This window comes from Streptomyces sp. NPDC018263 (genome assembly GCF_055562575.1).
This window is the reverse complement of record NZ_JBVHFA010000006.1, coordinates 488,729-512,574: the sequence shown is the minus strand read 5'-3', so window position 1 is coordinate 512,574 and position 23,846 is coordinate 488,729. Positions and strand designations below refer to the sequence as shown.

The window sequence follows — 23,846 nt, the reverse complement described above, 5'->3', positions numbered from 1 at the left end:
GGGACGGGACCGTATCGTCGTAACGGGAGAGTAGGCCCATCCAGCGACGGAACGCAACCGTTGCGTCCTCCCGCCTATGCTGGTGGGCATGACGACCAACGCCGACGAACCCCCGGCGCGCCCGCGCCGGGCCCCGGCCGGGGCCGCCGTGCTCCGGGAGGACGTGACGGAGGCGATCCGCGCGGCCGTCTTCGAGGAACTGGCCGCCGTGGGGTACGCGCGGATGTCCATCGAGGGCATCGCGCGCCGGGCCGGCGTCGGCAAGACGGCCGTCTACCGGCGCTGGCGCTCCAAGCTGAACCTGGTGCTGGACGTGGTCTCCGCGATGGCGGTCCTCGGCCTGCCCGCCCCGGACACCGGCTCCCTGGAGGGCGACCTCCGGCTGCTGTACGAGGTGATGTCGCGCGCCCTGCGCCACCCGGTCGCCTCGCAGATCATCCCCGACCTCCAGGCGGAGGCCGCCCGCAACCCGGAGATGGCCGAGACCCTCCAGAAGGCCGTGCGGGACGGGCAGGACGGGGTCGCCTCCAGGATCGTGGCGGCGGCACGGGAGCGGGGCGAGGTGAGCGCGGACCTCGACCTGGACCTCGCCCTCGACCTGATCTCCGGCCCCCTCTACTGGCGCGCGGTGATCATCCGCAGCCCGAAGCTGCCCAAGGGCTACCTGGCGAACCTGGCGAAGGCGACGGCGGGCGCGCTGAAGGCGCTCTAGAGCCCGCTCAGCCGTCGGCCGTCCCCCGATCAGCCCCCGATCAGCCTCCGCAGCCGACCCCGCGCCACCCGGGCCGCGCCCGCCGGGCCCGTCGCCACGCGCAGGGACAGGGAGCCGGAGTGGGTGGCGTAGGGGTGGGCCAGCAGGACCAGGTGGCGCGGGCTGGGCAGCGCGCGTCTGCGCAGGTGGGGGCTGTCGGTGCGGGCGTGGGCGGTGATGTCCCGGTGGGCGCCGTCCTTGTAGTGGACGGTGAGGCACAGGTCCCAGACGCCCGCGCCCAGCGCGTTCAGGTCGACGACCGCCTCGGCGGTCCAGATGCCGTGCGGCGCGGGGACCAGTGGCAGCGTGATGTGCCGGACCGGGCGCCCGGTCGTACGGTCGTGCCAGCGGGCGGTCACCGCCAGCGGGCCCGCCTCGGCGAGCCGGCCGTACAGCTCGTGCAGGCGCAGCCGGAGGCGGGCGCCGCGGCCGTGCGGGACCAGTTCGGCGTCCATCGCGCAGGGCAGCGCCTCGGTCGGGCAGGCCAGCAGCGGGGTCAGGTCGACGCCGGGATGCGCGTCCGACCAGACGGGGGTGCCCTCGGGGGTGCGGGCGTACGGGGGGAGCAGGCGGGCCGGGCGGGCGGCCAGTTCGCGCAGCCGGGGCAGGTCGCGCGGCTCGGGGGACGCGAGCACGAACCGGCCCAGCAGGGTGCCGGGCGCCGCGGGGTCGCGGGCCCAGTCCTCCTCGTCGTACCCGGCGAGGTACGCGCGGGTGTGCGCCCACCAGGCACGCTGGTACTCCGGGTCGCGCAGGCTCAACTCGCGCAGGTACATGCGCAGTTCGTGGTCGAGGAACTTCGTCCGTGCCGCCCGTGCCAGTTCCGTCTCCCCGGCGTCCCGCAGGATCTCGTACGCCTCGGCGCAGGCGCGGGTGCGGGAGTGCCAGTTGCCGATGTGTTCCCGGTTCAGGGAGAGCGAGAGCTGTTCGGCGGCCCGGCGGACGTGCCAGACGTAGACGAGGTCGGGGACGAGGGCGAGGCGGGGGGCGGCGGCGAGGACGCGGGCGGTGAAGACGAAGTCCTCGTAGAGGTAGCGGCCCTCGGGGAAGCGGATGCCATTCACCCGGAGGAAGTCGGTGCGGTACAGCTTGTTGACGCACAGGGTGTCGTGGACGAGGTGCGGGCGCCCGGCGGGGTGGCCGATCAGCGCCGCCTCGGCGAACAGGCCCGGCTGCCAAGGGTGTTCGCGCCCCGAGGGCAGCTCCCGGCGCACGCACAGCCCGGCCGCCACCTCGGCGCCCGCCTCCGTCGCCGCCCGCAGCAGCGCGTCCACCGCGCCGGGCGGCAGCAGGTCGTCGCTGTCCAGGAACATCACGTACGGCAGGGTCACCGCGTCGATGCCGGTGTTGCGCGGGGTGCCGCAGCCGCCGCTGTTGACGGCGTGCCGGATCACCCGCAGCCGAGGCTCGCCGGCCGCGACCCGGTCCAGGATCTCGGCGCTGGTGTCGGTGGAGCGGTCGTCCACGGCGATGACCTCGCCCACCGCCGGACCCTGGTCCAGCGCGGAGCGCACGGCGTCGGTGACATGGGCGGCGTCGTTGTAGCCGATGACCACGACGGCCACCCGGGGCGCGGTTTCGGGCATGGGGTCCATGGTGGGTGCCGGGCCGTCAGGAGCCGGTCAAGGCGCGGTCCGGGACCCGGCCGGACTCCGGCCGGGCGCGGCTCGCGGGCACATTGGCCGGGGACCGGGTGGACTGCCACAGGCGGACGAAGGACAGTACGGCGGCGGACAGCAGCAGCACGTTGCGGGCCAGGATGAGCAGGCAGCCCGGCCAGGTCCCGTCGATGACGGCGCCGTAGTTCATCGGGAATACCAGGGTGCTCACCCCGGTGGAGAGGAGGATCAGCACGGCCACCGGGCGCTGGCGGGTGTGCCGCGAGGTCAGGCAGACGGCGGCCAGGCCCAGCAGCCAGATCAGGTACTGCGGGCTGATGACCCGGCTGGTGACGGTGAACAGCAGCACCGCGGTGAGCGCCGCGTCGTACGGGGTCGCCGGGGAGAAGTGCCGGGCCCGCAGCCGCCACACCACCAGCAGCGCGAAGGCGACCGCCGTCAGCGCCAGGGAGACGGTGGCGACCGTGTGCACCCGGGGACCGACCAGCTCCATGGAGCCGTACTGGTAGCGGACCGTGCCCGACCAGCCCGCGTGCCGGGCGAGGTTGAGCGCGGTACCGCCGAGGGACTCCAACTGGACGCCCCGGTCGCCCTGTTCGCGCAGGAAGCCGAAGGGGTTGGCGAACAGCAGCGCCAGCACCGCGAGACAGGCGCAGCCGGTCGCCGTCGCCCACGACCACGCCGAGCGGGTCGCCCGTCCGCGTGACACGCCGAGCAGCACCAGCGCGGGCCACACCTTCACCACCGCGCCGAGTGCGCCGAACACCCCCGCCGCGCGCGGCGACCGGCCGAGCGCCAGCAGGGCGGCCACACCGAGCGCGGTGACCTGGACGTCGTAACGCGCCAGCGGCATGTGCAGCAGCAGCGGGAGCCCGCCCACCCAGAGCGCGGCGCCGCGCAGACTGCGCCCGGTGCGCCGCCCGGCGACGGCCAGCGCCACCGTGACGGCCGCGTCCGTCACCAGCGTCAGCAGCACGAACGCCTCGAAGTACGACAGCCGCGGCAGCAGTCCCGGCGCCAGCAGCACCAGCCCCGCGCCCGGCGGGTACTGCCACAGCGTGTCGTGCGTGGGGAACGTGCCCTGCGCCAGCACGCCGTACCAGTGGAAGTACAGCCGCCACACCTCGCGCGACACCGAGCCGCCGCCCAGCACGTGCGCCGAGCCGAGGACGAGGAGCCCCAGCATCAGCGCGCGGGTGGCGAGCCAGCCGGCGACGAGGGCGAGGACCGGACCGGAGGTGACACGGAGACGGTTCATCGCGTGGGAGCCTAATCCGCGCGGATGGTGTATCTCTGCCGATACGCCGTCAATGATCGGAAAAGACTGTCACATCGCAAAAGATCGGGCCGTGGTGGACGTCGGGCCTCTGGTGGAAACGCAGCCGCCCCGAGCGGCTGGAAGAACGGCGGTCGTGCCGGGCGGCGCGGACGCGGAGCGGACCGGCCGGGTGCCGTGGCGCGTCCGGTGGGGCGCGCCCGTGTGCCTGCCCGCGCTGGTGATGCTCGGGCTCGGGCTGTGGGGGGTGGACCGGGGCGGGATATGGCGCGACGAGGCCGTCACCTTCCAGGTCGCCCGCCGCTCGGTGCCGCAGATCTGGCAGCTCCTGCACGGCGTCGACGCGGTGCACGGCCTGTACTACCTGCTGATGCACGCCGTCCTCGCCCTTCACCCGAACGAGGTCGTGCTCCGGTTGCCGTCGGTGTGCGCGGCGGCCGTCACCGCCGCCCTCGTCGGCGAACTGGGCGTCCGGCTCGCCGGGCCGCGCGTCGGCCTGTGGGCCGGGCTCCTGTACGCCGTCTCCCCGTTGGCCGGGCACTACGCCCAGGAGGGCCGCTCGTACGCGCTCGTCGCCGCGGGCGCCACCGGCGCGACCCTGCTGTTCGTCCGCGGGGTGCGCACCGGCGCCTGGCGGGCCTACGGCACGGTCCTCGCGGTCACCTGCTGGCTGCACGAGTTCGCCGTGCTGCTGCTCCTCGCCCACGCGGCGTCCCTCGCGCTCGCCCGCGTCGGCGCCCGGGTGTGGCGGGGCTGGGGGAGTGCGGCCGGGGCCGTGACGCTCACTCTGCTGCCGATGATCCTGGTCTCGCACGCCCAGTCCGCCCAACTGGCCTGGGTGCGGCCGCCGACCTGGGCCACCGCCGACAGCCTGCTGCGCTGGTTCCTCGGACCGGGTGAGGGCGTGTACTGGGCCTGCCTGGTGCTCGCCGCCCTGGGCCTGGCCGGACTCGCCGGGCCGCCGGGACGGCTGACCTGCGCGCGGATCGGCCTGCCGCTCGCCCTGGTGCCGCCCGCCGCCCTGATGCTGGTCTCGCAGCTCTCCCCGCTCTACGTCGACCGGTACGTCCTCTACGCCCTCTCCGGCGCGCCCCTGCTGGTCGCCGCCGGTGCCGACCGGCTGGCCCGGCTCGCGGCCCGGCTGCGGCTGCGGGTGCCCCGGCCCCCGGTACTGGCCCTGAGCGGGGCCGCGCTGGCCGTGCTGGCGCTGTGCCTCCAGCTCCCGCTGATGAGCGAGGACCGCGACCCGGCCCGCCGCCCGGACGACCTGGCCGCCGTCGCACGGGTCGCGGCGCGCGAGGTCAGGCCCGGCCAGCCGGTGCTGTTCCTGCCCACCCAGGCCCGCAACGCCGCCCTCGCCTACCCGGACGCCTTCGCGGGCGTCCGCGACGTGGCCCTCGACGAGGCCGCCCCCGAGTCCGGGACGCTGTACGGCAGGGAGGCCGACGCGGCCGAACTGCGCCGGCGGCTGTCCGGGCTGGACCGGGTGTGGGTGGTGGCCGACCGGGACTTGCTGGCCGGCCGCTGGAGCCCGGCCGGCCCCGCCGAGCGGGCCAAGATGGCCGTACTGGCCCAGGAGTTCATGCCGGCCGGGGAGTCGGCCGACGGCGACGCGAGCGTACGGCTCTATGTCCGCCGGGTCGCCCTCAGCGCACTGCCGGGTCTTGCTCCAGTTCCCGCACCGCAGCGTCCAGCGCGCCGGTGAGCCGGTCGAGGCGCTCCCGCAGCTCGCCGATCTCCGCCGGGTCGGCCCCGGTCGCGGCGGCGATGCGGCGGGGCACCTCCAGCGCCCGTTCGCGCAGGGCCGTGCCCTCGCCGGTGAGCGTCACCCGTACCGAGCGCTCGTCGCTCGCGCTGCGCTCCCGGCGCACCAGGGCGGCGGCCTCCAGCCGCTTGAGCAGCGGGGAGAGGGTGCCGGAGTCCAGTCGCAGATGCTCGCCGAGCTGTTTGACGGGCAGCGCGCCGCGCTCCCACAGCACCAGCATCACCAGGTACTGCGGGTAGGTGAGCCCGAGGTCCTTGAGCAGCACCCGGTAGACGCCGTTGAAGGCGCGGGAGGCGGCGTTCAGGGAGAAGCAGATCTGCCGGTCCAGGCGGAGCCAGTCCGCTTCGGCGGCGTCGGTGGCGGGGTCGGCCGACGGGGTGGGCGAGGCGCTCATGGCGTCCAGGATAGCCGGACGACGGCAGTTTGGTTGTGCACAATTTAATTGTGTGCTTGACTCGGGATCGAGGGCGGCGGTCCTCCCCGGTCCGCCGCCACCGACTTTCTTCGAGAGGACCGGTCTCCCCATGGACGCGCTCTACACCGCCGTCGCCACCGCCACCCACGGCCGCGAGGGCCGTGCCGTCTCCTCCGACGGCCGCATCGACCTGCCGCTGGCCATGCCGGTGGAGCTGGGCGGCGACGGCCAGGGCAGCAACCCCGAGCAGCTCTTCGCCGCCGGCTACGCCGCCTGCTTCGGCAGCGCCCTCGGCCTGGTCGGCCGCCAGGCCAAGGTGGACGTCTCCGACGCCGCCGTCACCGCCGAGGTCGGCATCGGCAAGGAGGGCGAGGGCTTCGGCCTCAAGGTGACGCTCCGCGTCGAGCTGCCCGACACCGTGGACGAGGAGACCGGCCGCAAGCTGGTCGAGACCGCCCACCAGGTCTGCCCGTACTCCAACGCCACCCGCGGCAACATCGAGGTCACCCTCGTCGTCGAGTGAGCCCCCGCCTCACGTCTCACGGGGACCGGGTGAGCTGATCGGCTCCCACGGCCGGGCCGGGGATGCGCGCCGCACCGGTGGCGGGCATCGCCTCGCCGAGCAGCAGGGTGCGCACCACCCGCTCGGCGGCCCGGCCGTCCTCGAACTCGCAGAACCGCGCCCGGAAGTCGGCCCGCAGCCCCGCCGACTCCCCGTCCCGCCACGCCCCGGACTCGAACAGCCGGGCCAACTCCCGCTGCGAGTACGTGACATGACCCGGCGGCCGGGCGGTGATGTCCAGATAGGCGCCCCGGCTCGCCCGGAAGGTGTCCCAGTCGTCGGCGTGGACCACGATCGGCCGGTCCAGCACGGCGTAGTCGAACATGATCGACGAGTAGTCCGTGACCAGCGCGTCCGAGGCCAGCATCACCTCCGCCGCGTCCGGCTCGTCGGTCGCGTCGACCACCACCCCGCGCCGGGCCAGCTCGGCCAGCCCCGCGCCGCGCGCCGGGCCGTTCGCCAGCGACGGGTGCAGCCGCACCACCAGCGTGTGCCCCTCGCCCAGGTCCGCCGCGAAGGCCGCCAGGTCGATCCGGTCCACATGGCCGCCCCGCACGTAGTCGCGCCGGGTCGGGGCGTACAGCACCACCGTGTGGTCCTCGGGGATGCGGTGCCGTCGGCGGAACTCCCGGCCCCGCGAGGCGCCCGCGCCCACCAGGACGTCGTTGCGCGGGCTGCCGGTGCGGACCGAGGTGAAGTGACAGGGGAACGCCCGCTCCCACACCAGCTCCGCGTGCCGGTTCGCGACCAGGCCGTAGTCCCAGCGGTCCGCCCGGCGCAGCATCCGGGGCACGTCGAAGCCGAGCCGGGCGCCGGGCCGGTCCAGCAGATCGGCGCCCAGGTACTTCAGCGGGGTGCCCTGGTGGGTCTGGATGTGCGTGGCACCGGGCCGCTTGACCAGCGCGCCGGGCCAGTTGACGTCGTTGACGAAGTACGAGGCCCGCGCGGTGACCTCCAGATAGCGCCGCGAGCCCAGCAGCACGTACTCGGTGTCCGGGGGCAGGGTCGCCGCGGTCTCCTCGTCCCGCACCACCCACACCCCGCGCAGGTGGGGAGCGATCACCGAGGCCGCCCGGTACACCGCCGCCGGATCGCCGAGCATGCCCCGGTGCGAGGACGCCGAGTACACCACCAGATGGGGGTCGAGCGGGCGGCGCGACTGCACCGCCGACCAGCCGCGCCGGGCCCGTGTCCCGGCCGCCGTCCGCAGCCGCGCCGCCCGGCGTCCGGCCTCCCGGCCCGCCTGCGCGGCCCGGCGCCGCAGGAGGTACGCCCCGTAACCGCCCTCCAGCACACGGGTCTCGCCCTCGGCGCGGGTGCCCTCCGGCCGGTGCGTGCGGAACATCTCCGCCGTGCGCCGGAAGAACTCGGCCCTGTCACCCGGCGGCAGCCGGTCCGGCTTGGCCAGGATGTCCAGGCAGTGCTCGCCCATCTTGCGGTGCAGATACGGCCGCCAGCGCCACAGCTCCGGGTTCCGCTCCACGAACGCGAAGACCCGCGCGTACTGGTCGTGCACGTCGAAGTGCTTGCGGCTGGTGGTGGAGAGGATGTTGCCCTGCCTGCGCTGGCGGTAGTGCAGACAGATCTGGTCGAGCGTGGCGATGCGGCCGGCGCTCAGCATGACCGGGAAGGTCCAGGGGGTGTCCTCGTAGTAGCCCGGCGGGAACGCGAAGCCGTGCCGGGCCACGAAGTCGCGGCGGTAGACCTTGTTCCACACCACCATCAGCAGATCGAGGATCTCCGGCCGCTCGGCGGCCGTGAAGGTACCGTCCCCGGCCGCCAGCACGTGCGCGAGCACGTTGCGACGGGTGCCGCCCCACCAGTAGGTGCGGGCGTAGTCGAAGACCAGCACGTCCGGGTCCCCGGTCTCCGCGAGGCGGCCGGCGACGGCGGCGAGGGCGCCCGGGGTGAGGGTGTCGTCGCTGTCGAGGAAGAGCAGGTAGTCGCCGGTGGCGTGTGGCATCCCGGCGTTGCGGGCCCGGCCGAGACCGACGTTCTCCGGCAGGTGCAGCACCTTCACGCGGGGGTCGCGTGCGGCGTACTCGTCGAGGATCGCGCCGCAGCCGTCCGGTGAGCGGTCGTCCACGGCGATCACCTCCAGGTCGCCGAAGGTCTGGCCGAGCACCGAGTCCAGGCACTCGCGCAGGAAGCCCTGCACCTTGAAGCAGGGGACGATGACACTGAAGCGGGGCACGGCGGATCAGCTCCTCACGAGGGACGCGGCGGCGGGGGCGGGCACACGCCCGGCGAGCGGCACCACCGGCGGCAGCGCCTCCGGCGGTTCACCGAGCAGCACCCGGCGTACGACCCGCTCGGCCGCGCGCCCGTCGTCGAACTCGCAGAACCGCTCCCGGAAGACGGCCCGGCGCGCGGCGGACTCCGCGCCCCGGTACTCGCCCTCGCGGAAGACCCGCGCCAGCTCCTCGGGCGTACGGGCCACCGGGCCCGGCGCCTCGGCCATCAGGTCGAAGTACACGCCCCGCGTCTCGCGGTAGACCTCCCAGTCGTCCGCGAACACCACGATCGGCCGGTCCAGGTTGGCGTAGTCGAACATGATCGAGGAGTAGTCCGTGATCAGCGCGTCCGCCGCCAGACACACGTCCTCGGCCGAGCGGTGCGCGGTGACGTCGATGATCCGGTCCGAACTCCGGGCGGTGCCCTGGTCGTAGAAGTAGTGGGCGCGCAGCAGCACCACCACGTCGTCCCCGGCCGCCTCGCAGAACGCGGCCAGATCCAGGCCGGGTTCGAAGCCGGTGGCGTGGTCGCGGTGGGTGGGGGCGTACAGCACCGCCGTCGCGCCCTCCGGGACGCCCAGCTCGCGGCGGACGCGGGCCACGTCGTCGGCGGTCGCCGTCACGTACACGTCGTTGCGCGGGTAGCCGTACTCCAACTGCTCGTAGGAGCCGGGGAAGGCGCGCTCCCACATCTGGGTGGAGTGCCGGTTGGACGACAGGTTGAAGTCCCAGCGGTCCACCCGGCCCAGCAGCTTGGTGAAGCTGCCCGACCGCGCGGCCACCACCGGGTACGTCGACTGGTCCACGCCCATCTTCTTCAGCGGGGTGCCGTGCTGGGTCTGCAGATGCGTGCTGCCGGGGCGCTTGACGACACCCTCGGCGAAGTTGGCGTTGTTGATCAGGTACGTGGCGCGGGCCAGCACCTCCCAGTACCGGCGCGAACCGATCACCGCGTACTCGACGCCCTCGGGCACGGTGTGCGCCTGGTCGGCCTCCACCAGGAACACCGAGCGGATGTGCGGGGCGAGTTCGCGGGCCTTGGCGTGGATCGCGGCCGGGTTGCAGGCGTAACCCCGGCCCCAATAGGCGCAATAGACCGCGAGGTTGGGGTCCAGCGGGCGGCGCAGCGCTCGGGCGTAGCGCAGCCGGGTGCGCAGCATGCGCGGCCTCGGCAGCCGGCGCAGCGCCCCGGCGGTCACCCGGTTGGCCCCGCGCAGCGCGCGGAACGCGGTGTACGCGCCCGTCGCCAGCAGCCGGTGCTGCACCCCGAGGCTGCCGCCGGGCACCCGGTACCCGGCCGGGCGGTGCCTGCGGTACAGCCGTCCGGCGCGGCGGAAGAACGCCCGGTGGCCCTCGGTGAGCCGCTCGGGGCGGGACGCGGTCTTGAGCACCTGGGTGAAGAGCTGACCGAACAGGGCCCTGGCCCGCTCCGCCGGGAGCCCGGACTCGGCGGCCCGGCGCAGCACCCGGTCCACCTGGTCCAGCAGGTCGCGCTGGTGCGGTCCGGGCGCGTTCAGTCTGCTGCCCTGGCGCCGGGCCCGGTGCCGGACGACCGCCCGGCGCAGCACCGCGATCCGCCCGGCGGCGACGGTGACCAGACCGCCCCAGCCGAGGTCGGTGGAATGGCCCTCGGGGAAGGTGAGTTCGTGCTCGGTGAGGAAGGAGCGGCGGTAGCAGGCGCTCCAGGCGGGGAGCTGGGCGGCGGTGAACCAGGGGGCCGCGCCGGGCGCGAAGGCGCCCTGGGGGGCCTTCGCCAGCAGCGGGGCGGCCGGGTTGGCGGGCTCGCCCTCCCACCAGGGCACGCGCTCGTACTCGGCGTGCAGCACGTCGACGCCCGCGGTCTCGGTCAGCCTCCGGTCCAGCGCGGCCAGCGCGCCGGGCAGCAGCAGGTCGTCGCCGTCCAGGAACAGTACGTACCCGCCGCGCGCGGCCCGCAGCCCGGCGTTGCGCGCCCCGCTCAGTCCGGCCGAGGGCGGCGAGTTCACCGGGAGCACCCGCCGGTCGCGCTCGGCGTACCCGGCGGCCACGGCGGCGGCCGGGGCGTCGGGGGAGTCGCAGACCGGGATCAGTTCCAGGTCGCCGAAGGACTGCGCGAGGACCGAGTCGAGGGCCTGCGACAGCCGGCCCGGTACCCCGTGGGAGGGGACGATGATGCTGAAGCGGGGCATGCTGTTCTTTCTGTCGTCTTGCGGACGCGGCCCGGCCGCCCGGCGGGACGCCAGGTGGACGGCCGGGTCGGCGTGGGCCGCGTCGTGCCGAGGGGCATGGAAACTCCCGGTAGGTCCAACGGTGTTCAGCGGCTCTCGGTGACGGGGAGCGGGCCGGAAGGTTGCGGCACGGACGCCAGCGGCGCCCTGACCTGGGCCTCGGCCGCCGGCCGCACCGGCCCGCGCGCACCCGGCGGCACCGTCGGCTGCCCCAGCACCACATGGCGTACGACGCGCTCGCCCGCGTCGCCGTCGTCGTACGGGCAGAAGCGCTCGCGGAACGCGGCCCGCAGCCGGGCCGAGCGCACCCCGCGCCAGTGGCCGGAGGCGAACACCTCCGCGACCTCCTCCTCGGTGCGGGCCAGCGGTCCCGGCGGGCAGGCGAGCAGGTCGAGATAGGCGCCCCGGACCGTGCGGAAGGTGTCCCAGTCCCCGGTGTGCAGCACCACCGGCCGGTCCAGTCCGGCGTAGTCGAACAGCAGCGGCGAGAAGTCGGTGAGCAGCGCGTCCGAGGCCAGGCACAGGGACGGCAGGCCGGGATGGCCGGAGACGTCGACCAGCCGGGCGCCCTTCCCCGGCGCATCGATCGGGGTGCGGGTCAGCAGGGTGAACCGGGGTCCGAGCAGGCCGAGCAGCCGCGCGGGGTCCAGTGGCGGGGCCTGGATGCGCCGGTGGTCGCGGCGCGCGGGCACGTACAGCACGGCGACCGCCCCCTCGGGCACGCCCAGGGACGCGCGCAGCCGGGCCACGTCGGCCGAAGTGGCCTGCCGGAAGGCGTCGTTGCGCGGGCTGCCGTACTCCAGCGTGGTGTAGCCGCCGGGGTGGGCCCGCTCCCAGGTCAGGGTGGAGTGCCGGTTGCCGGAGAGGACGTAGTCCCACTGGTCGACCTCGCGCAGATGCCCGGCGAAGTCCGTGCCGGGGGCCGCCGCCGGGCGGTCCCGGAGGTCGAGGCCGGTGTGGGCGAGCGGGGTGCCCTGCCGGGTCTGCACATAGACCTGGCCGGGGCGCTTGACGAGGCCGGGTCCGAAACCGGCGTTGTGCACCAGGTACTTGGAGCGGGCCAGCGCGGTGAAGTGGGCGGCGGTGCCGGGGCGGCCGAGCCAGGCGGTGCGGATGTGCGGGGCGTGCGCGCGGAAGGCCGCCTCCAGGGCGCTCGGGTCGCAGCCCTGGTCGGGCGCCGGGTCGGCGGCGAAGAGGGCGCGGTCGGCGCGCAGGGGGAGATGCCGCTGGACCCGGTAGTGCAGGCGCAGCGCCGCCGTCCGCAGGACGTGGGTCCAGCGGCGGGCCGAGGCGCGGGCGTGGCGGCGGAGCGCGGCGGCCAGGCGCAGGGTGCGGAAGGTGCGGTGCAGGCCGTGCCGGACCAGGGCACGGCGCAGACCGCCGGGGGCGCGGTGGCGGCGGCAGTGGGTGCGGGCGCGGCGCAGGAACGCGGGGTGGCTGCCGCGCGGGAGACGGTCCCGGCGGGTGGCGATCGTGGTGAGGTGGTCGAGCATGCGGGCGTACAACTCGGGGCGCCAGCGCTCCAGTTCGGGTCTCGCGGCGAGGTGGGCGAAGACCCGGTCGTACTGGTCGAAGACGTCGAAGTGGCGGGGGCTGGTGGTGCGCAGGATGCTGCCTTGGCGGCGCTGGCGGTAGTGCACGCAGACCCGGTCCAGCGTGGCGAGCGACCCGGCCGTCATCAGCACCGGGAAGGTCCATGGGGTGTCCTCGTAGTATCCCGGCGGGAACCGGAAACCCTCGCGGGTGACGAACTCCCTGCGGTACGCCTTGTTCCACGCCACCATCAGCACCCGCAGCAGCCCCGGCCGCCCTGCCAGGGTGAAGGGGGCCGGTCCGTCCTCGGTGAGCCGGTCCGCGAGCCGGTTGCGCAGGGTGGTGCCGTCCCAGTGGGTGCGGGCGTAGTCGAAGACCAGCACGTCCGGCTCGCCGGTCGCCGCGAGGCGGTCCGCGACGGCGCGCAGGGTGTGCGGGGTGAGGGTGTCGTCGCCGTCGAGGAAGAGCAGGTAGTCGCCGCTCGCCACGTCGATCCCGGCGTTGCGGGCGGGGCCCAGACCGGCGTTCTCCGCGAGGTGCACGGCCTTCACCCGGGGGTCGCGGGCCGCGTACTCGTCGATGAGCGCCCCGCAGTGGTCCGGGGAGCGGTCGTCCACCGCGATCAGCTCGAAGTCCGGACAGGACTGCGAGAGCACCGAGTCCAGGCACTCGGCGAGGTACGCCTGTACCTCGTACGCGGGGACGATGACGCTGAACCTGGGCAAGGCACATCCATGGGTCGGTCGGCGCGGGCCTTCTGCCCGGCAACGGCCGCCTGGGTGGCTTGGTTACGGCTCCTAAGGCATACGGGGGACGCCCGGGAGAACCGTTTGGATTCCCCCGGGCAACACCTGTGCGGACACGGTCACTTGACCGCTCCCGCCATCACCCCGGACACGAACTGCCGCTGGAAGGCGAAGAACACGGCCAGCGGGATCACCATCGACAGGAACGCGCCGGGCGCGAGCACGTCGATGTTGTTGCCGAACTGCCGTACCTGGGTCTGGAGCGCCACCGTGACCGGCTGGGAGCCGGACTTGGTGAACACCAGCGCCACCAGCATGTCGTTCCACACCCACAGGAACTGGAAGATGCCCAGGCTCGCGATGGCGGGCGCGGCGAGCGGCATCACCACCCGTGCGAACAGCCGGAGTTCGCCCGCGCCGTCCAGCCGGGCCGCCTCCAGCAGCTCGCGCGGGATCTCCGCGAAGAAGTTCCGCAGCAGGAACACCGCGAAGGGCAGGCCGAAACCGATGTGGAACAGCACCACGCCCAGAATCGAGCCGAACAGCCCGATCTTGCCGAAGAGTTCGGCGATCGGGATGAGCGCCACCTGCACCGGCACCACCAGCAGCGCGACCACGCCGAGGAACCACCAGTCGCGGCCGGGGAACTCCATCCACGCGAACGCGTAGGCGGCCAGCGAGCCGATCACCACCACGCCGAGCGTCGCCGGGACCGTGATCAGCACGGTGTTGACCAGCGAGTGGGTGATGTCGCCGTTCTCCAGCAGCTTGCCGTAGCTCTCGAAGGTGAGCTTGGACGGCTCGGTGAACACCGTCCACCAGCCGCCGGCGTTCATGTCCTCCGGCGAGCGCAGCGAGGAGATCAGCAGCCCGATCGTCGGCACCAGCCAGAACAGCGCCACCACGACCAGGACGAACTGGACCAGTCCGCCGCCCAGCCCCTGGACCAGCCGGGCGCCCAGTGAGCGCCGGCCCCGCACGCTGTCCTTGGCGGGCACCTCGCGCACCCGTCCCGCGCTCTCGGTGTGCGTGCTCATCGCCGGCCCTCCCGCCGCAGCCTGCGGATGTTGAACAGCATCACCGGGATCACCAGCAGCAGCAGGAACACCGCGATGGCGCTGGCCACACCGGGCCGCCCCTCGGAGAAGCCCTTCCGGTACAGCTCCAGCGCCAGCACGTTGGCGTCGTCCTGGGACGAGCCCGGCGCGATGATGTAGACGAGGTCGAACACCTTCAGCACGTTGATCATCAGCGTGACGGTGACGACCGCGAGCACCGGCGCCAGCAGCGGCACGGTCACCTTGCGGAACACCTGCCACTCACTGGCGCCGTCCACCCGGGCCTGCTCCAGCAGCTCCCTCGGCACCCCGGCGAGCCCCGCCGCGATCAGCACCATGGCGAAGCCCGCCCACATCCAGACGTAGGAGCCGATGACCGCCGGGGTGACCAGGGCCGGGCCGAGCCAGTCGACGCCGTTGTACGCCTCCTTGAAGTTGGCCGCCGGAAGCCTGAGCCGAGCCCCGTCCGCCGAGGCGGGCAGGGTGAAGGTGCCGTCGGCGGCCGCCTTCGCCGAGGCCACCACCTTGCCGTCCTTCACGGCCTCGACGCGCATCCCGGCGTACCCGCGCTCGGCCGGGTCCGGGGCGCCGAGCCTGCCGACGCCCTTGCCGCGGGTGAAGTCCTGCCAGACCGTGCCGGTGACCTTCCCCGGCTCCGGCCGGGCGGCCACCGCACGCTTCGCGTCGTCCGGGAACTGGTCCGGGGCCACGCCGACCATGGGCAGCGCGATGGGGGTGCCCGCCTTCACCGGGTCCTTGGTGACGAAGGCGCCGCCCTGGCCGACGAGCGGCGACTCGCGGCCGGGGTGCGCCTTGGGGAACGCCGACGACTGGGCGAAGGAGTCGTGCACCCCGACCCACACCGCGTTGGCGACCCCCTTGTCCGGGTCCTGGTCGTACACCAGCCGGAAGATGATCCCGGCCGCCAGCATCGAGATCGCCATCGGCATGAAGACGACCAGCTTGAACGCCGTTCCCCAGCGCACCCGTTCGGTCAGCACGGCGAAGACCAGGCCGAGCGCGGTGGAGACGGTGGGCGCGAACACCACCCAGATCACGTTGTTCTTCAGCGCGGTGCGGATGCCGTCGTCGGTGAAGAGCGCCTGGTAGTTGTCGAACCCGGCGAACCGGTCGCCCGAGAAGTCGTAGAGACTGCGGACGAGCGAGTACCCGATCGGGTAGAGCACGAGCGCGCCGAGCAGCACCAGGGCGGGCAGCAGGAACAGCGCCGCCACCACCTTGCGCGTCCCGGTCACGCTCCTGCGGCTCTTCGGCGCGGCCGGGCCCGCAGGGGCGCCGGCCGCCGCTGCCGATGCCATGACCGGATCAGCCCCCGTTCCCGTACGCGGCCGCCGCGTCCTTCTCCAGCCTCGCCTGGGTGCCCGCGACGTCCTTCGGGTTCTTCAGGAAGTCCTGGAGGTCCTTCCACTCGCCCTTGCCGGGCGTGCCGCCGAACGCCTGCGGCGCCTGGTCGGACATGTCGAAGCGGAAGTCGTCGCCGGACTTGATGAGCGCCTTGGCGATGGTGCGCTGGGTCTCGTTCGGGTAGGCCGAGTCCGGCACGTTCTTGTTCGGCGAGAGGTAGCCGCCGAGCTTGGCCTGAACCGTCGCCGCGTCCGGGGACGCCAGGAAGGTCGCCAGCGCCTGGGCGCCCTTGGAGTCCTTGAGGATCACCGCCGCGTCACCGCCGGAGACCACCGGCGCGGTCGAGCCGACCGACGGGAACGGGAAGACCTTGGCGTCCGCGCCCACCTTCGCCTTGGTCTCACCGATGTTGACCTGCGCGAAGTCGCCTTCGTAGACCATCGCGGCCTTGGGCTGGTCGCCGCCGGTGAAGGTCTGCGTCACCGAGGCCGGGAACTCGGTCTGCAGGGCACCGTCCGCGCCGCCCGCGACATAGTCCTTCTTGCCCCAGATCTGGGCGAGCGTGGTGAGCGCCTGCTTCACCGAGGGGTCGGTCCACTTGATCTCGTGCTTGGCGAGCTGGTCGTACTTCTCCGGTCCGGCCTGGGAGAGGTAGACGTTCTCGAACCAGTCGGTCAGCGTCCAGCCGTCCGCGCCGCCCACCGAGAAGGGGGTGACACCGGAGTCGTACACCGCCTGCGCGGCGGTCAGCAGCTCGGCCCAGGTCTTGGGCTCCTTGGCGCCCGCGTTCTCGAAGACCGGCGCGTTGTACCAGATCAGCGACTTGTTGGCGGCCTTGTAGTAGACGCCGTACGGCTTGCCGTCGACCTTGCCGATGTCCTGCCAGCCCTGCGAGTAGTTCTTCGTCAGCTCCTTCACGGCGTCCGGGCCGAGCGGCTTGGCCCACTTCTTGTCGACCGCCTGCTTGATCGCGCCCGGCTGCGGCAGCAGCGCCACGTCCGGCGGCTGCCCGCCCGCGATCTTGGAACCGAGGAAGTTGATGATCGGGTCCTGCGCGGGCACGAACGTCACCTTCGCGCCCGTGCGCTTCTCGAACTCCGCCAGCACCTTCTTGAAGTTCGCCTGTTCGGTGCCGGTCCAGACGGCGGCGACCTCGAGTTCCGTGCCGTTCAGCTTCGGCAGGGTCACCGTGGAGCCGGTGGGTCCGCCGCCCTCGTCGGCGTCCTTCTTCCCGCCGTCACCGCCGGAGCAGGCGGTGAGCGTGAGGGCTCCCGCCAGCAGCGCGGCGACGGCGGCGCCGGCCCGGTGCCCTCGAATGGTGTCGCTCGGCTTGCGCATCACTTCCCCGTTCGTCGTTCTCCGTTGAACGCCTGAACTCTGCGTGTGCGCTCCGGTGTACGCCGGGCCGCCCCGCCGCGGCAAGAGCACCTGCATGCTCTGACCACGCATTGTGACCGGCTCGTGATCATCGGGGTATGCGCACCGGGCACCGGAAATCGAGGTGCCCGGCGGTCAGAGCAGCGAGGGCACCTGACCGGCCGACACCTGCCGGGCCGCCCGCTCCACCGCGCTCGCCAGCAGGGCCAGGTCGGTGGGGCCGTTGCCCAGCTCACGCACCGGGCGCCGGGTGGGGGGATCGCCCATCCGCTCCCAGTCCAGCGGCAGCACGGTCGGCCGCTGGGTCGCGGTGCGCGGGATACGGCCCGTCACCCGGCCGCCCTGCACCCCGGTGACCCGGCCGTCGGGGTACGCCAGCACCCCGCGCCCCGGCGCCGGTTCGCCCTCCGCGCCCCGCTCGGCCGCGCCCGTACCGCGTCCGCCGGCCGGCGCGTCCAGCGTCACCCGCAGGGTGGCCCGGCGCGCCGGTTCCGTCTCCGCCGCACGGCTGCCGGTGCCGGTCGCGGTCACCAGATGGACGCCGAGCCGCTCGCCCTCGCGGGCCACCGCCTCCAGCGCCCGGACCACCGAACCGGCGGCGGGCCGGCCCGGCGAACCCAGCGCGGGGGAGACCAGGGCGTCCAGGTCGTCCACGACCACCACCAGCCGGGGCAGCGGGGGCGCCGCCTCGGTGTGCTGCCGGGCGGCACCGGGCCGCAGCCGCAGCGTGGAGCTGGGCGGCGCCTCCAGGTCGCCGTTGCCCGCGCCGCGCCCGCCGGGGCCGCGCTGGGCCACCATCCGGCCGGACACCTCGTGCGCGGTGTGCCAGTGCGCGAAGTCGGTCAGCCCGACCAGCTCCGCCCGGCGCTTCAGCTCCGCGCTCAGCGACTGCGCGAACTCCCGCATGCGTACGGGGTCGTTGGCGATCAGATGGGTGGTCACATGCGGTATGTCGGTACAGGAGCGCAGCCCCTCGCCGGCCCCGGCCGCCGTGCCCACGCCGTCCCGGCCGTCGATCAGCACCATGCCGAGCCGGTCCGGGCGCTCGACGGCGGCCAGCGACGCCACCACCGCCCGCAGCAGCTCCGTACGGCCGCTGCCGGGCGGGCCCTCGACCAGCAGGTGGGGGCCGTCGGCCACCAGGTCGGCGGTGACCGGGCCGCGCGGACCGGCGCCCAGCACCGCGCGGGCCCGGCCGCCCAGCGACTCGGTGTCGTCGGCCGCGTCCGCCCAGCGGGCCATCAGCGAGGCCGGGGTGGCACGGGCCAGCCCCAGTTCGTCCAGCAGCCGGGCCGACAGGGGCAGCGGCACCGCCACGCGCGTGTGCCGGTCCTCGTCCGGGGCGTCCGGGCGCAGCGGGGCCAGCGCCCGCGCGAACCGCTCCGCCCAGGCGGGCGACACCGCGTCCACGGCGGCGAGGGTGCCCGGTCCCACCGGGCCGGTCGGCGCCACCCGCATCAGCCGCAGCGCGGTCGCCACGTCCCCGCTGAGCAGCGCCACCGCGCCGCACTCGCGGAAGGTGGGCGTCACCGCGCAGGCCGCCTCGTAGGTCTCCATGAGCGGGGAGGCGGGAGAGGCGGGCGCGGTCTCGGCCAGGCACACCACGTGCACCCCGGCGCGCGGCCCGCTCACCGCCAGCCGTGCCACGTCCTCGCGCAGCGCCGAGCCGCCGGGGTCGCCGTCCACCACGACCACCGTGTACGGCCCCGGATGCCCGTCCGGGCCGGGCCGGAAGAAAGCGGGGTCGGCGTGGGACTCGACGCGGCGCAGCAGCTCGCCGGTGCGGGCGGCCGCCTGTTCGCGGTCGTAGGCCAGCAGCAGCCGGCAGTCCTGCCCGTGGCCCGGCCGGACGTGCGGCAGCCAGCCCAGCCAGGACCACTCGGCGGTGCGCTCCTCCACCGGGCGGGCGCGGTCCGCGCTGATCAGCACGATCTCCAGCAGGTCCGGCGAGTGCAGCGCGGCCAACTGGGACAGCACCGCGCGGGCCAGCCCCGCGAGCCGGGGGCGCGGGCCGGCCAGGCCCAGGGCGCCCGCCTCGCGCAGCGCGGCCGTCACCGGCACCGCGGGCAGCGCCGAGCCGTCCGGCGCGGTCCGGTCGGCGGTGCCGAGCCGCACGGCCAGCGCCTCGCGGTGTCCCGGACCCCGCTCCCAGAGCCGGGGGCCCGGACCGAGCGCCGTCAGCAGCAGCGCGGCCGGGTCGGGCCAGGTCTCCGGGCGCCGGAACGCCTCGGGCGGCGCGACAGGGGCCGCCCCGGCGTACGGCGCCTCCTCGGCGGGGAGGTGCTCGCCCCGGCCGCCGGTCAGCTTGCGGGCCCAGGCGCCGATGCCGCCCCGGCGCCGGGCGGGCAGGTCGGTGCCCCGTACGGGGGTGCCCTTGCGGGTGGGGGAGTCCAGCTCGTCGGGGTGCGCGTCGTCGGGCCGGTGGCCGGCGTGGGTGTCGTGCTCCCGGTACCCGCCGGTGAGGTGGCCGGGGGCGGCCCGGCTCTCGATGCGGGGCGCCCGGCCCTGCTCGGGCACGGCGGCCCGCTCGACACGCTCGGCGCCGACCCGCTCCGCGGTGCCGTAGGCGTGACCGGTCGGGCCGGCCGGGCCGTCCGGGGCGGTCGCGGCCGGGGTGGTGTCCGGGGTTTCCCGGGGGCCGGCGTCCGGGTCCTCCCCGAGGGGCACCCGGACGCAGCCCTCGCCGTCCGGCACCGTGCGCACCCGGGCTCCGGGTCCCCCCGACGGGGTCACCCTGAGCGCGGATTCACCCAGGCGCAGCAGACCCCCCGACGGGAAGCGCAGCGGGCGGTCGCCGACGCGGACGCCGTCCAGCGTGGTGCCGTTGGTGGAGTCGAGGTCGGCCACCGAGACCCGGCCCTCGGCGGTGACCGTGACCGCGCAGTGCAGCCGGGACACGTCGGGGTCGTCCAGGGGTACGTCGGCGTCGGCGGAGCGGCCCACCGTTATCCGGCCGCCGTGCAGCAGATGGACCCCGCCCGCGTCCGGGCCCGCGACCACATGGAGCTGGGTCGGGGCGTCGTCCAGCTCGGGATGCGGCTCCGGGGCCGCCGGGGCGCCCAGCGAGAGCACCGCGCCGTCGACCAGCGGGGGTTCGCCCAGGGTGTGGCGGCGCGGGTCCAGGCGGTCGGTGCCCGCGTACAGCGCCACGGCGGCGCCGCCGCCGTCCCGGCCGGCCCCGCTCTCCCCGGTGACCGCCGAGGCCAGCGCGGGCGCCACCGCCGCCAGCTCGGTGCCGGTGGGCGCGGTGACCAGCACGTCGCGCGTCGCGGCGCCACCCCGCCTCGGGGACGCGCCCTGCGGATCTACGACGGTCAGCCGGATCTGCATCGCCGTCAGCGGTCCCTTCCGCCCGGCCGCGGAGGTCCCCCACTCCGCACGGGCACGTAGGCCAGTACTGCACGCATCCTCGCACCTGTCACGGCCCTCCCGCCCGCGTCCCGGTACGAAGTGATCTTGATTGGTCAGCTCTGCCCCCAAAAGTGCCTGACCGGTCACGCGGCGGCGATCACTTGAGATCGGTCACGCACCGGAAGCGGCAACCAGTGGACCGAGGTGGGCGTCTTTCCTCCGAACGCGGACGAACGCGGACCGGAAGCCGCACGTAGTACTCAGGGGGCGGCTTCCCGAGGGGCCATTACAGTGGTCGGAACGCCGGGACACCCCGGCGGGCCATCGGCGAACAAGCAGCCGAACAAGCAGCAGGGAGCGCGTGACGTGCGGCCAGTCGGCAGCAAGTACCTGCTCGAGGAGCCGCTCGGACGCGGCGCCACGGGCACCGTATGGCGCGCCCGCCAGCGGGAGACGGCGGGCGCCGAGGCGGCCGTGGCGGGCCAGCCCGGCGAGACGGTCGCCATCAAGGTCCTCAAGGAGGAGCTGGCGAGCGACCCGGACATCGTGATGCGCTTCCTGCGCGAGCGCTCCGTCCTGCTCCGGCTCACCCACCCCAACATCGTCCGGGTCCGCGACCTGGTCGTCGAGGGCGATCTGCTGGCGCTCGTCATGGACCTGGTCGACGGCCCCGACCTGCACCGCTACCTGCGGGAGAACGGCACCTTCTCGCCCGTGGCCGCCTCCCTGCTCACCGCCCAGGTCGCCGACGCGCTCGCCGCCAGCCACGCCGACGGCGTCGTCCACCGCGACCTGAAGCCCGCCAACGTGCTGCTGCGCCAGTACGACGGCCAGATGTACCCGATGCTGACCGACTTCGGCATCGCCCGGCTGGCCGACTCACCCGGCCTGACCCGCACCCACGAGTTCGTCGGCACCCCCGCCTACGTCGCCCCGGAGTCCGCCGAGGGCCGCCCGCAGACCTCCGCCGTCGACGTCTACGGCGCGGGCATCCTGCTGTACGAGCTGGTCACCGGGCGTCCGCCGTTCTCCGGCGCCACCGCCCTGGAGGTGCTGAACCAGCACCTCAGCGCCGAGCCGCGCCGCCCCTCCACCATCCCCGACCCGCTGTGGACGGTGATAGAGCGCTGCCTGCGCAAGAACCCCGACGAGCGGCCCAGCGCCGAGAACCTCGCCCGCGCCCTGCGCGTGGTCGCCGAGGGTGTCGGGGTGCACGCCAACCCGGCGCAGATCGCCGCGGCCGAGGGCGTCGCCGCTCTCCTCGCGCCCGACCCCGCCCCGGCCCCCGTACCGGACGTGCCCGGCGCCCCCGGCCCCAGTGCCGCCACCCAGGTACTGCCCCCGAACACCGCGCAGGCGGCCTACGACCCCAACGCGGCCACCAGCTTCCTGCCGCACACCGCCGGCCCGCAGGGCGCCGCCGACCCGACCACCGTCCTCCCCAGCACCGGAGCGGCCGACCCCACCACGGTCATGCCCCCGATGCCGCAGGGCCGGCCGGGCCCGCACGGCTCCCAGGACCCCTACGGGCAGAACCAGCAGAACCCCCAGAACCCCGACCAGCCGCACCCCTGGCAGACCCAGCTCCGCGCGGCCCGCGACCGCAACGAGCAGACCCAGGTCCAGTACCTCGACCCCGACGAGGACCCGCTGCGCCGCCGCCCCCAGCGGCAGGCCGCCCGCCCGCAGCACCAGCCGCAGCCGCCGCGCCACCAGGAGCCGCAGCAGCGCCCGCAGCCCCGGCGCTCCACCCCGCAGCCGCAGCAGTACTCCCCGCCGCCGCAGCCCCAGCGGTACGCGCCCGAGCGGCAGCGGCCCGCGCGCGAGCCCCGTCCGCCCCGGCAGCGCAGCGCCAACCCGATGAAGATCCCCGGCCTGGGCTGCCTCAAGGGCTGCCTGTTCACGATCGTCATCCTGGTCGTGGCGAGCTGGCTGATCTGGGAGCTGACCCCGCTGCACACCTGGGTCGGCCAGGGCAAGGGCTACTGGGACCAGATCAGCGACTGGGTCGGCTCCGTCTCCGACTGGTTCAAGAGCCTGGACAGTTCCTCCGGCGGCAACTGAACAGCCGCTCGCGGAGCCGGTTCTGGGGACTTGTCGACACCCAGCGGGTGATTTCCGGCTCCGCGGTGAAGGTGGGCCCCACGGGCGCGTAGTTTTGTCGACCGGGGCAACACGCGTCTGTGGGAGCAGTCTTGGCACGGAAGATCGGCAGCCGGTACACCGCCAACCAGATCCTGGGGCGGGGCAGCGCCGGGACAGTGTGGCTGGGCGAGGGACCGGACGGGCCCGTCGCCATCAAGATGCTGCGCGAGGACCTCGCCTCCGACCAGGAGCTGGTCGGCCGCTTCGTGCAGGAGCGGACCGCGCTGCTCGGCCTTGAGCACCCGCACATCGTGACCGTGCGGGACCTCGTGGTCGACGGCAACGACCTCGCCCTCGTCATGGACATCGTGCGCGGCACCGATCTGCGCACCCGGCTGGAGCGCGAGCGCCGTCTCGCGCCCGAGGCCGCGGTGGCGATCGTCGCCGACGTCGCGGACGGGCTCGCCGCCGCGCACGCGGCCGGGGTCGTCCACCGGGACGTCAAGCCGGAGAACATCCTCCTCGACATGCGCGGCCCGCTCGGCCCCGGCGGCGCCCACCCGGCGCTGCTCACCGACTTCGGCGTGGCCAAGCTCATCGACTCGCCCCGGCGCACCCGCGCCACGAAGATCATCGGCACCCCGGACTATCTCGCGCCCGAGATCGTCGAGGGGCTGCCGCCGCGCGCCGCCGTCGACATCTACGCCCTCGCCACGGTCCTGTACGAACTCCTCGCCGGCTTCACCCCCTTCGGCGGCGGCCACCCCGGCGCGGTGCTGCGCCGGCACGTCACCGAGACCGTCGTCCCGCTGCCCGGCATCCCCGAGGAGCTGTGGCAGCTCATCGTCCAGTGCCTCGCCAAGGGACCCGCCTCCCGGCTGCGCGCCTCCGAACTCGCCACCCGCCTCCGCGAACAGCTCCCCACCCTCGTGGGCATCCCTCCCCTGGAGGTCGACGAGCCCGACCCCGAGGCCGCCCCCGAGGAGCCCCCCGCCCCCCTCCCGTCCGGCGAACCGGTCCGCCGCCGGGGTGCCGTCTCCCTGGTCCCCGGCCCCAAGCCCGACTCCAACCGCGACACCCACACCTCCATGCGAGTCCCGGCCCCCGACGAGCTGGCCGGCGGCGCCCACGGCACAGCCCGCGCCCCCCGCACCCCCGGCGCCCCCCGCCCCGGCTCAGCCCGCCACCGGGCGGCGGCCCGGCGCCGGAGGATCACGTTGACCGTGGCCGGGGTCCTGCTGGCAGCAGGGGTCGGAGCGGGCGCCTGGGCGGCGACGAGCGGAGGGGACGAGACCCCGCCTCCGGCGCAGAGCAGCACTTCGGCACCGTGAAGCCCAGGTCAGGCATATCCAGCCGTCCCGGCCGGGGCCATGCGGCCAAGGCCGGCATCATTCAGCCCGTCCGGCGTTTGAGGACGAGGCCCCTTGGGGGCCGACAGCGGGGGTCCGGGGGCGGAGCCCCTGGTACGCCCGGTGCAGCACCCCGCACCCCGGTGGTACCGA

Annotated in this window: 15 protein-coding genes; 5 read left to right on the top strand and 10 right to left on the bottom strand. The window is 74.6% G+C overall.

Annotation, left to right across the window (positions count from 1 at the left end; genetic code table 11):
• Positions 1-88: 88 nt before the first annotated feature.
• A complete protein-coding gene (locus ACZ3HQ_RS20340; RefSeq protein WP_467512757.1) occupies positions 89-712 on the top strand; it encodes a TetR/AcrR family transcriptional regulator in 624 nt (207 codons plus the stop codon).
• Positions 713-741: 29 nt separating this feature from the next.
• Here ACZ3HQ_RS20340 and ACZ3HQ_RS20335 read toward each other — a convergent pair whose 3' ends face one another.
• On the bottom strand, positions 742-2,346 hold the full coding sequence (locus ACZ3HQ_RS20335) for a glycosyltransferase family 2 protein (protein ID WP_467512755.1): 1,605 nt from the start codon (positions 2,344-2,346) through the stop codon (positions 742-744).
• A 16-nt stretch (positions 2,347-2,362) separates the two neighbouring features.
• Entirely contained in the window at positions 2,363-3,628 is a 1,266-nt protein-coding gene (locus ACZ3HQ_RS20330) for a glycosyltransferase 87 family protein (RefSeq protein ID WP_467512753.1), read from the bottom strand.
• Positions 3,629-3,782: 154 nt separating this feature from the next.
• Here ACZ3HQ_RS20330 and ACZ3HQ_RS20325 point away from each other — a divergent pair, with 154 nt between their 5' ends.
• Positions 3,783-5,351, top strand: a complete 1,569-nt coding sequence (locus tag ACZ3HQ_RS20325) for a glycosyltransferase family 39 protein (RefSeq protein ID WP_467512751.1) — start codon at positions 3,783-3,785, stop codon at positions 5,349-5,351.
• Here the strand turns inward: ACZ3HQ_RS20325 and ACZ3HQ_RS20320 are convergent.
• On the bottom strand, positions 5,293-5,805 hold the full coding sequence (locus ACZ3HQ_RS20320; RefSeq protein ID WP_467512749.1) for a MarR family winged helix-turn-helix transcriptional regulator: 513 nt from the start codon (positions 5,803-5,805) through the stop codon (positions 5,293-5,295). The two genes, ACZ3HQ_RS20325 and ACZ3HQ_RS20320, sit on opposite strands and share 59 nt — an antisense overlap.
• Positions 5,806-5,935: 130 nt before the next feature.
• Here ACZ3HQ_RS20320 and ACZ3HQ_RS20315 point away from each other — a divergent pair, with 130 nt between their 5' ends.
• Positions 5,936-6,349: an organic hydroperoxide resistance protein gene (locus tag ACZ3HQ_RS20315; RefSeq protein WP_030811020.1), complete on the top strand. Its 414-nt coding sequence runs from the start codon at positions 5,936-5,938 to the stop codon at positions 6,347-6,349.
• A gap of 16 nt (positions 6,350-6,365) precedes the next feature.
• Here the strand turns inward: ACZ3HQ_RS20315 and ACZ3HQ_RS20310 are convergent, their stop codons facing one another.
• From ACZ3HQ_RS20310 to ACZ3HQ_RS20280, 7 genes are all read right to left on the bottom strand, one after another.
• Positions 6,366-8,582 (bottom strand): bifunctional glycosyltransferase/CDP-glycerol:glycerophosphate glycerophosphotransferase, encoded by a 2,217-nt coding sequence (locus ACZ3HQ_RS20310; protein WP_467512747.1) that lies wholly within the window; start codon positions 8,580-8,582, stop codon positions 6,366-6,368.
• A gap of 6 nt (positions 8,583-8,588) precedes the next feature.
• Complete coding sequence (locus ACZ3HQ_RS20305; protein ID WP_467512746.1) at positions 8,589-10,790, bottom strand: bifunctional glycosyltransferase/CDP-glycerol:glycerophosphate glycerophosphotransferase; 2,202 nt, start codon at positions 10,788-10,790, stop codon at positions 8,589-8,591.
• A 125-nt stretch (positions 10,791-10,915) separates the two neighbouring features.
• Positions 10,916-13,087 (bottom strand): bifunctional glycosyltransferase/CDP-glycerol:glycerophosphate glycerophosphotransferase, encoded by a 2,172-nt coding sequence (locus tag ACZ3HQ_RS20300; RefSeq protein WP_467512744.1) that lies wholly within the window; start codon positions 13,085-13,087, stop codon positions 10,916-10,918.
• Between the two features lie 140 nt (positions 13,088-13,227).
• A complete protein-coding gene (locus ACZ3HQ_RS20295) occupies positions 13,228-14,145 on the bottom strand; it encodes a carbohydrate ABC transporter permease (protein ID WP_467512742.1) in 918 nt (305 codons plus the stop codon).
• Positions 14,142-15,485, bottom strand: coding sequence for a carbohydrate ABC transporter permease (locus tag ACZ3HQ_RS20290; protein WP_467512740.1), 1,344 nt, complete (start codon positions 15,483-15,485; stop codon positions 14,142-14,144). The genes ACZ3HQ_RS20295 and ACZ3HQ_RS20290 overlap by 4 nt, the downstream gene beginning before the upstream one ends.
• 7 nt (positions 15,486-15,492) lie before the next feature.
• Positions 15,493-16,869 carry an ABC transporter substrate-binding protein gene (locus tag ACZ3HQ_RS20285; RefSeq protein ID WP_467512738.1) on the bottom strand — a complete coding sequence of 459 codons (1,377 nt, stop codon included), beginning with the start codon at positions 16,867-16,869 and terminating at the stop codon, positions 15,493-15,495.
• Positions 16,870-17,043: 174 nt separating this feature from the next.
• Positions 17,044-20,238 (bottom strand): FHA domain-containing protein, encoded by a 3,195-nt coding sequence (locus ACZ3HQ_RS20280; RefSeq protein ID WP_467512736.1) that lies wholly within the window; start codon positions 20,236-20,238, stop codon positions 17,044-17,046.
• A 387-nt stretch (positions 20,239-20,625) separates the two neighbouring features.
• Between ACZ3HQ_RS20280 and ACZ3HQ_RS20275 the strand changes: the two genes are divergently transcribed.
• A complete protein-coding gene (locus ACZ3HQ_RS20275) occupies positions 20,626-22,323 on the top strand; it encodes a serine/threonine-protein kinase (protein ID WP_467512734.1) in 1,698 nt (565 codons plus the stop codon).
• A gap of 131 nt (positions 22,324-22,454) precedes the next feature.
• Positions 22,455-23,675: a serine/threonine-protein kinase gene (locus tag ACZ3HQ_RS20270; RefSeq protein ID WP_467512732.1), complete on the top strand. Its 1,221-nt coding sequence runs from the start codon at positions 22,455-22,457 to the stop codon at positions 23,673-23,675.
• The last annotated feature ends 171 nt before the right edge of the window (positions 23,676-23,846 follow it).

Excerpts from the sequence above, each read along its gene's own strand:
- ACZ3HQ_RS20305 (WP_467512746.1), bottom strand. The coding sequence starts at position 10,790 with ATGCCCCGCTTCAGCATCATCGTCCCCTCCCACGGGGTACCGGGCCGG.
- ACZ3HQ_RS20295 (WP_467512742.1), bottom strand. The coding sequence starts at position 14,145 with ATGAGCACGCACACCGAGAGCGCGGGACGGGTGCGCGAGGTGCCCGCC.
- ACZ3HQ_RS20315 (WP_030811020.1), top strand. The coding sequence starts at position 5,936 with ATGGACGCGCTCTACACCGCCGTCGCCACCGCCACCCACGGCCGCGAG.
- ACZ3HQ_RS20280 (WP_467512736.1), bottom strand. The coding sequence starts at position 20,238 with ATGCAGATCCGGCTGACCGTCGTAGATCCGCAGGGCGCGTCCCCGAGG.
- ACZ3HQ_RS20285 (WP_467512738.1), bottom strand. The coding sequence starts at position 16,869 with ATGCGCAAGCCGAGCGACACCATTCGAGGGCACCGGGCCGGCGCCGCC.
- ACZ3HQ_RS20340 (WP_467512757.1), top strand. The coding sequence starts at position 89 with ATGACGACCAACGCCGACGAACCCCCGGCGCGCCCGCGCCGGGCCCCG.
- ACZ3HQ_RS20335 (WP_467512755.1), bottom strand. The coding sequence starts at position 2,346 with ATGGACCCCATGCCCGAAACCGCGCCCCGGGTGGCCGTCGTGGTCATC.
- ACZ3HQ_RS20320 (WP_467512749.1), bottom strand. The coding sequence starts at position 5,805 with ATGAGCGCCTCGCCCACCCCGTCGGCCGACCCCGCCACCGACGCCGCC.
- ACZ3HQ_RS20330 (WP_467512753.1), bottom strand. The coding sequence starts at position 3,628 with ATGAACCGTCTCCGTGTCACCTCCGGTCCGGTCCTCGCCCTCGTCGCC.
- ACZ3HQ_RS20290 (WP_467512740.1), bottom strand. The coding sequence starts at position 15,485 with ATGGCATCGGCAGCGGCGGCCGGCGCCCCTGCGGGCCCGGCCGCGCCG.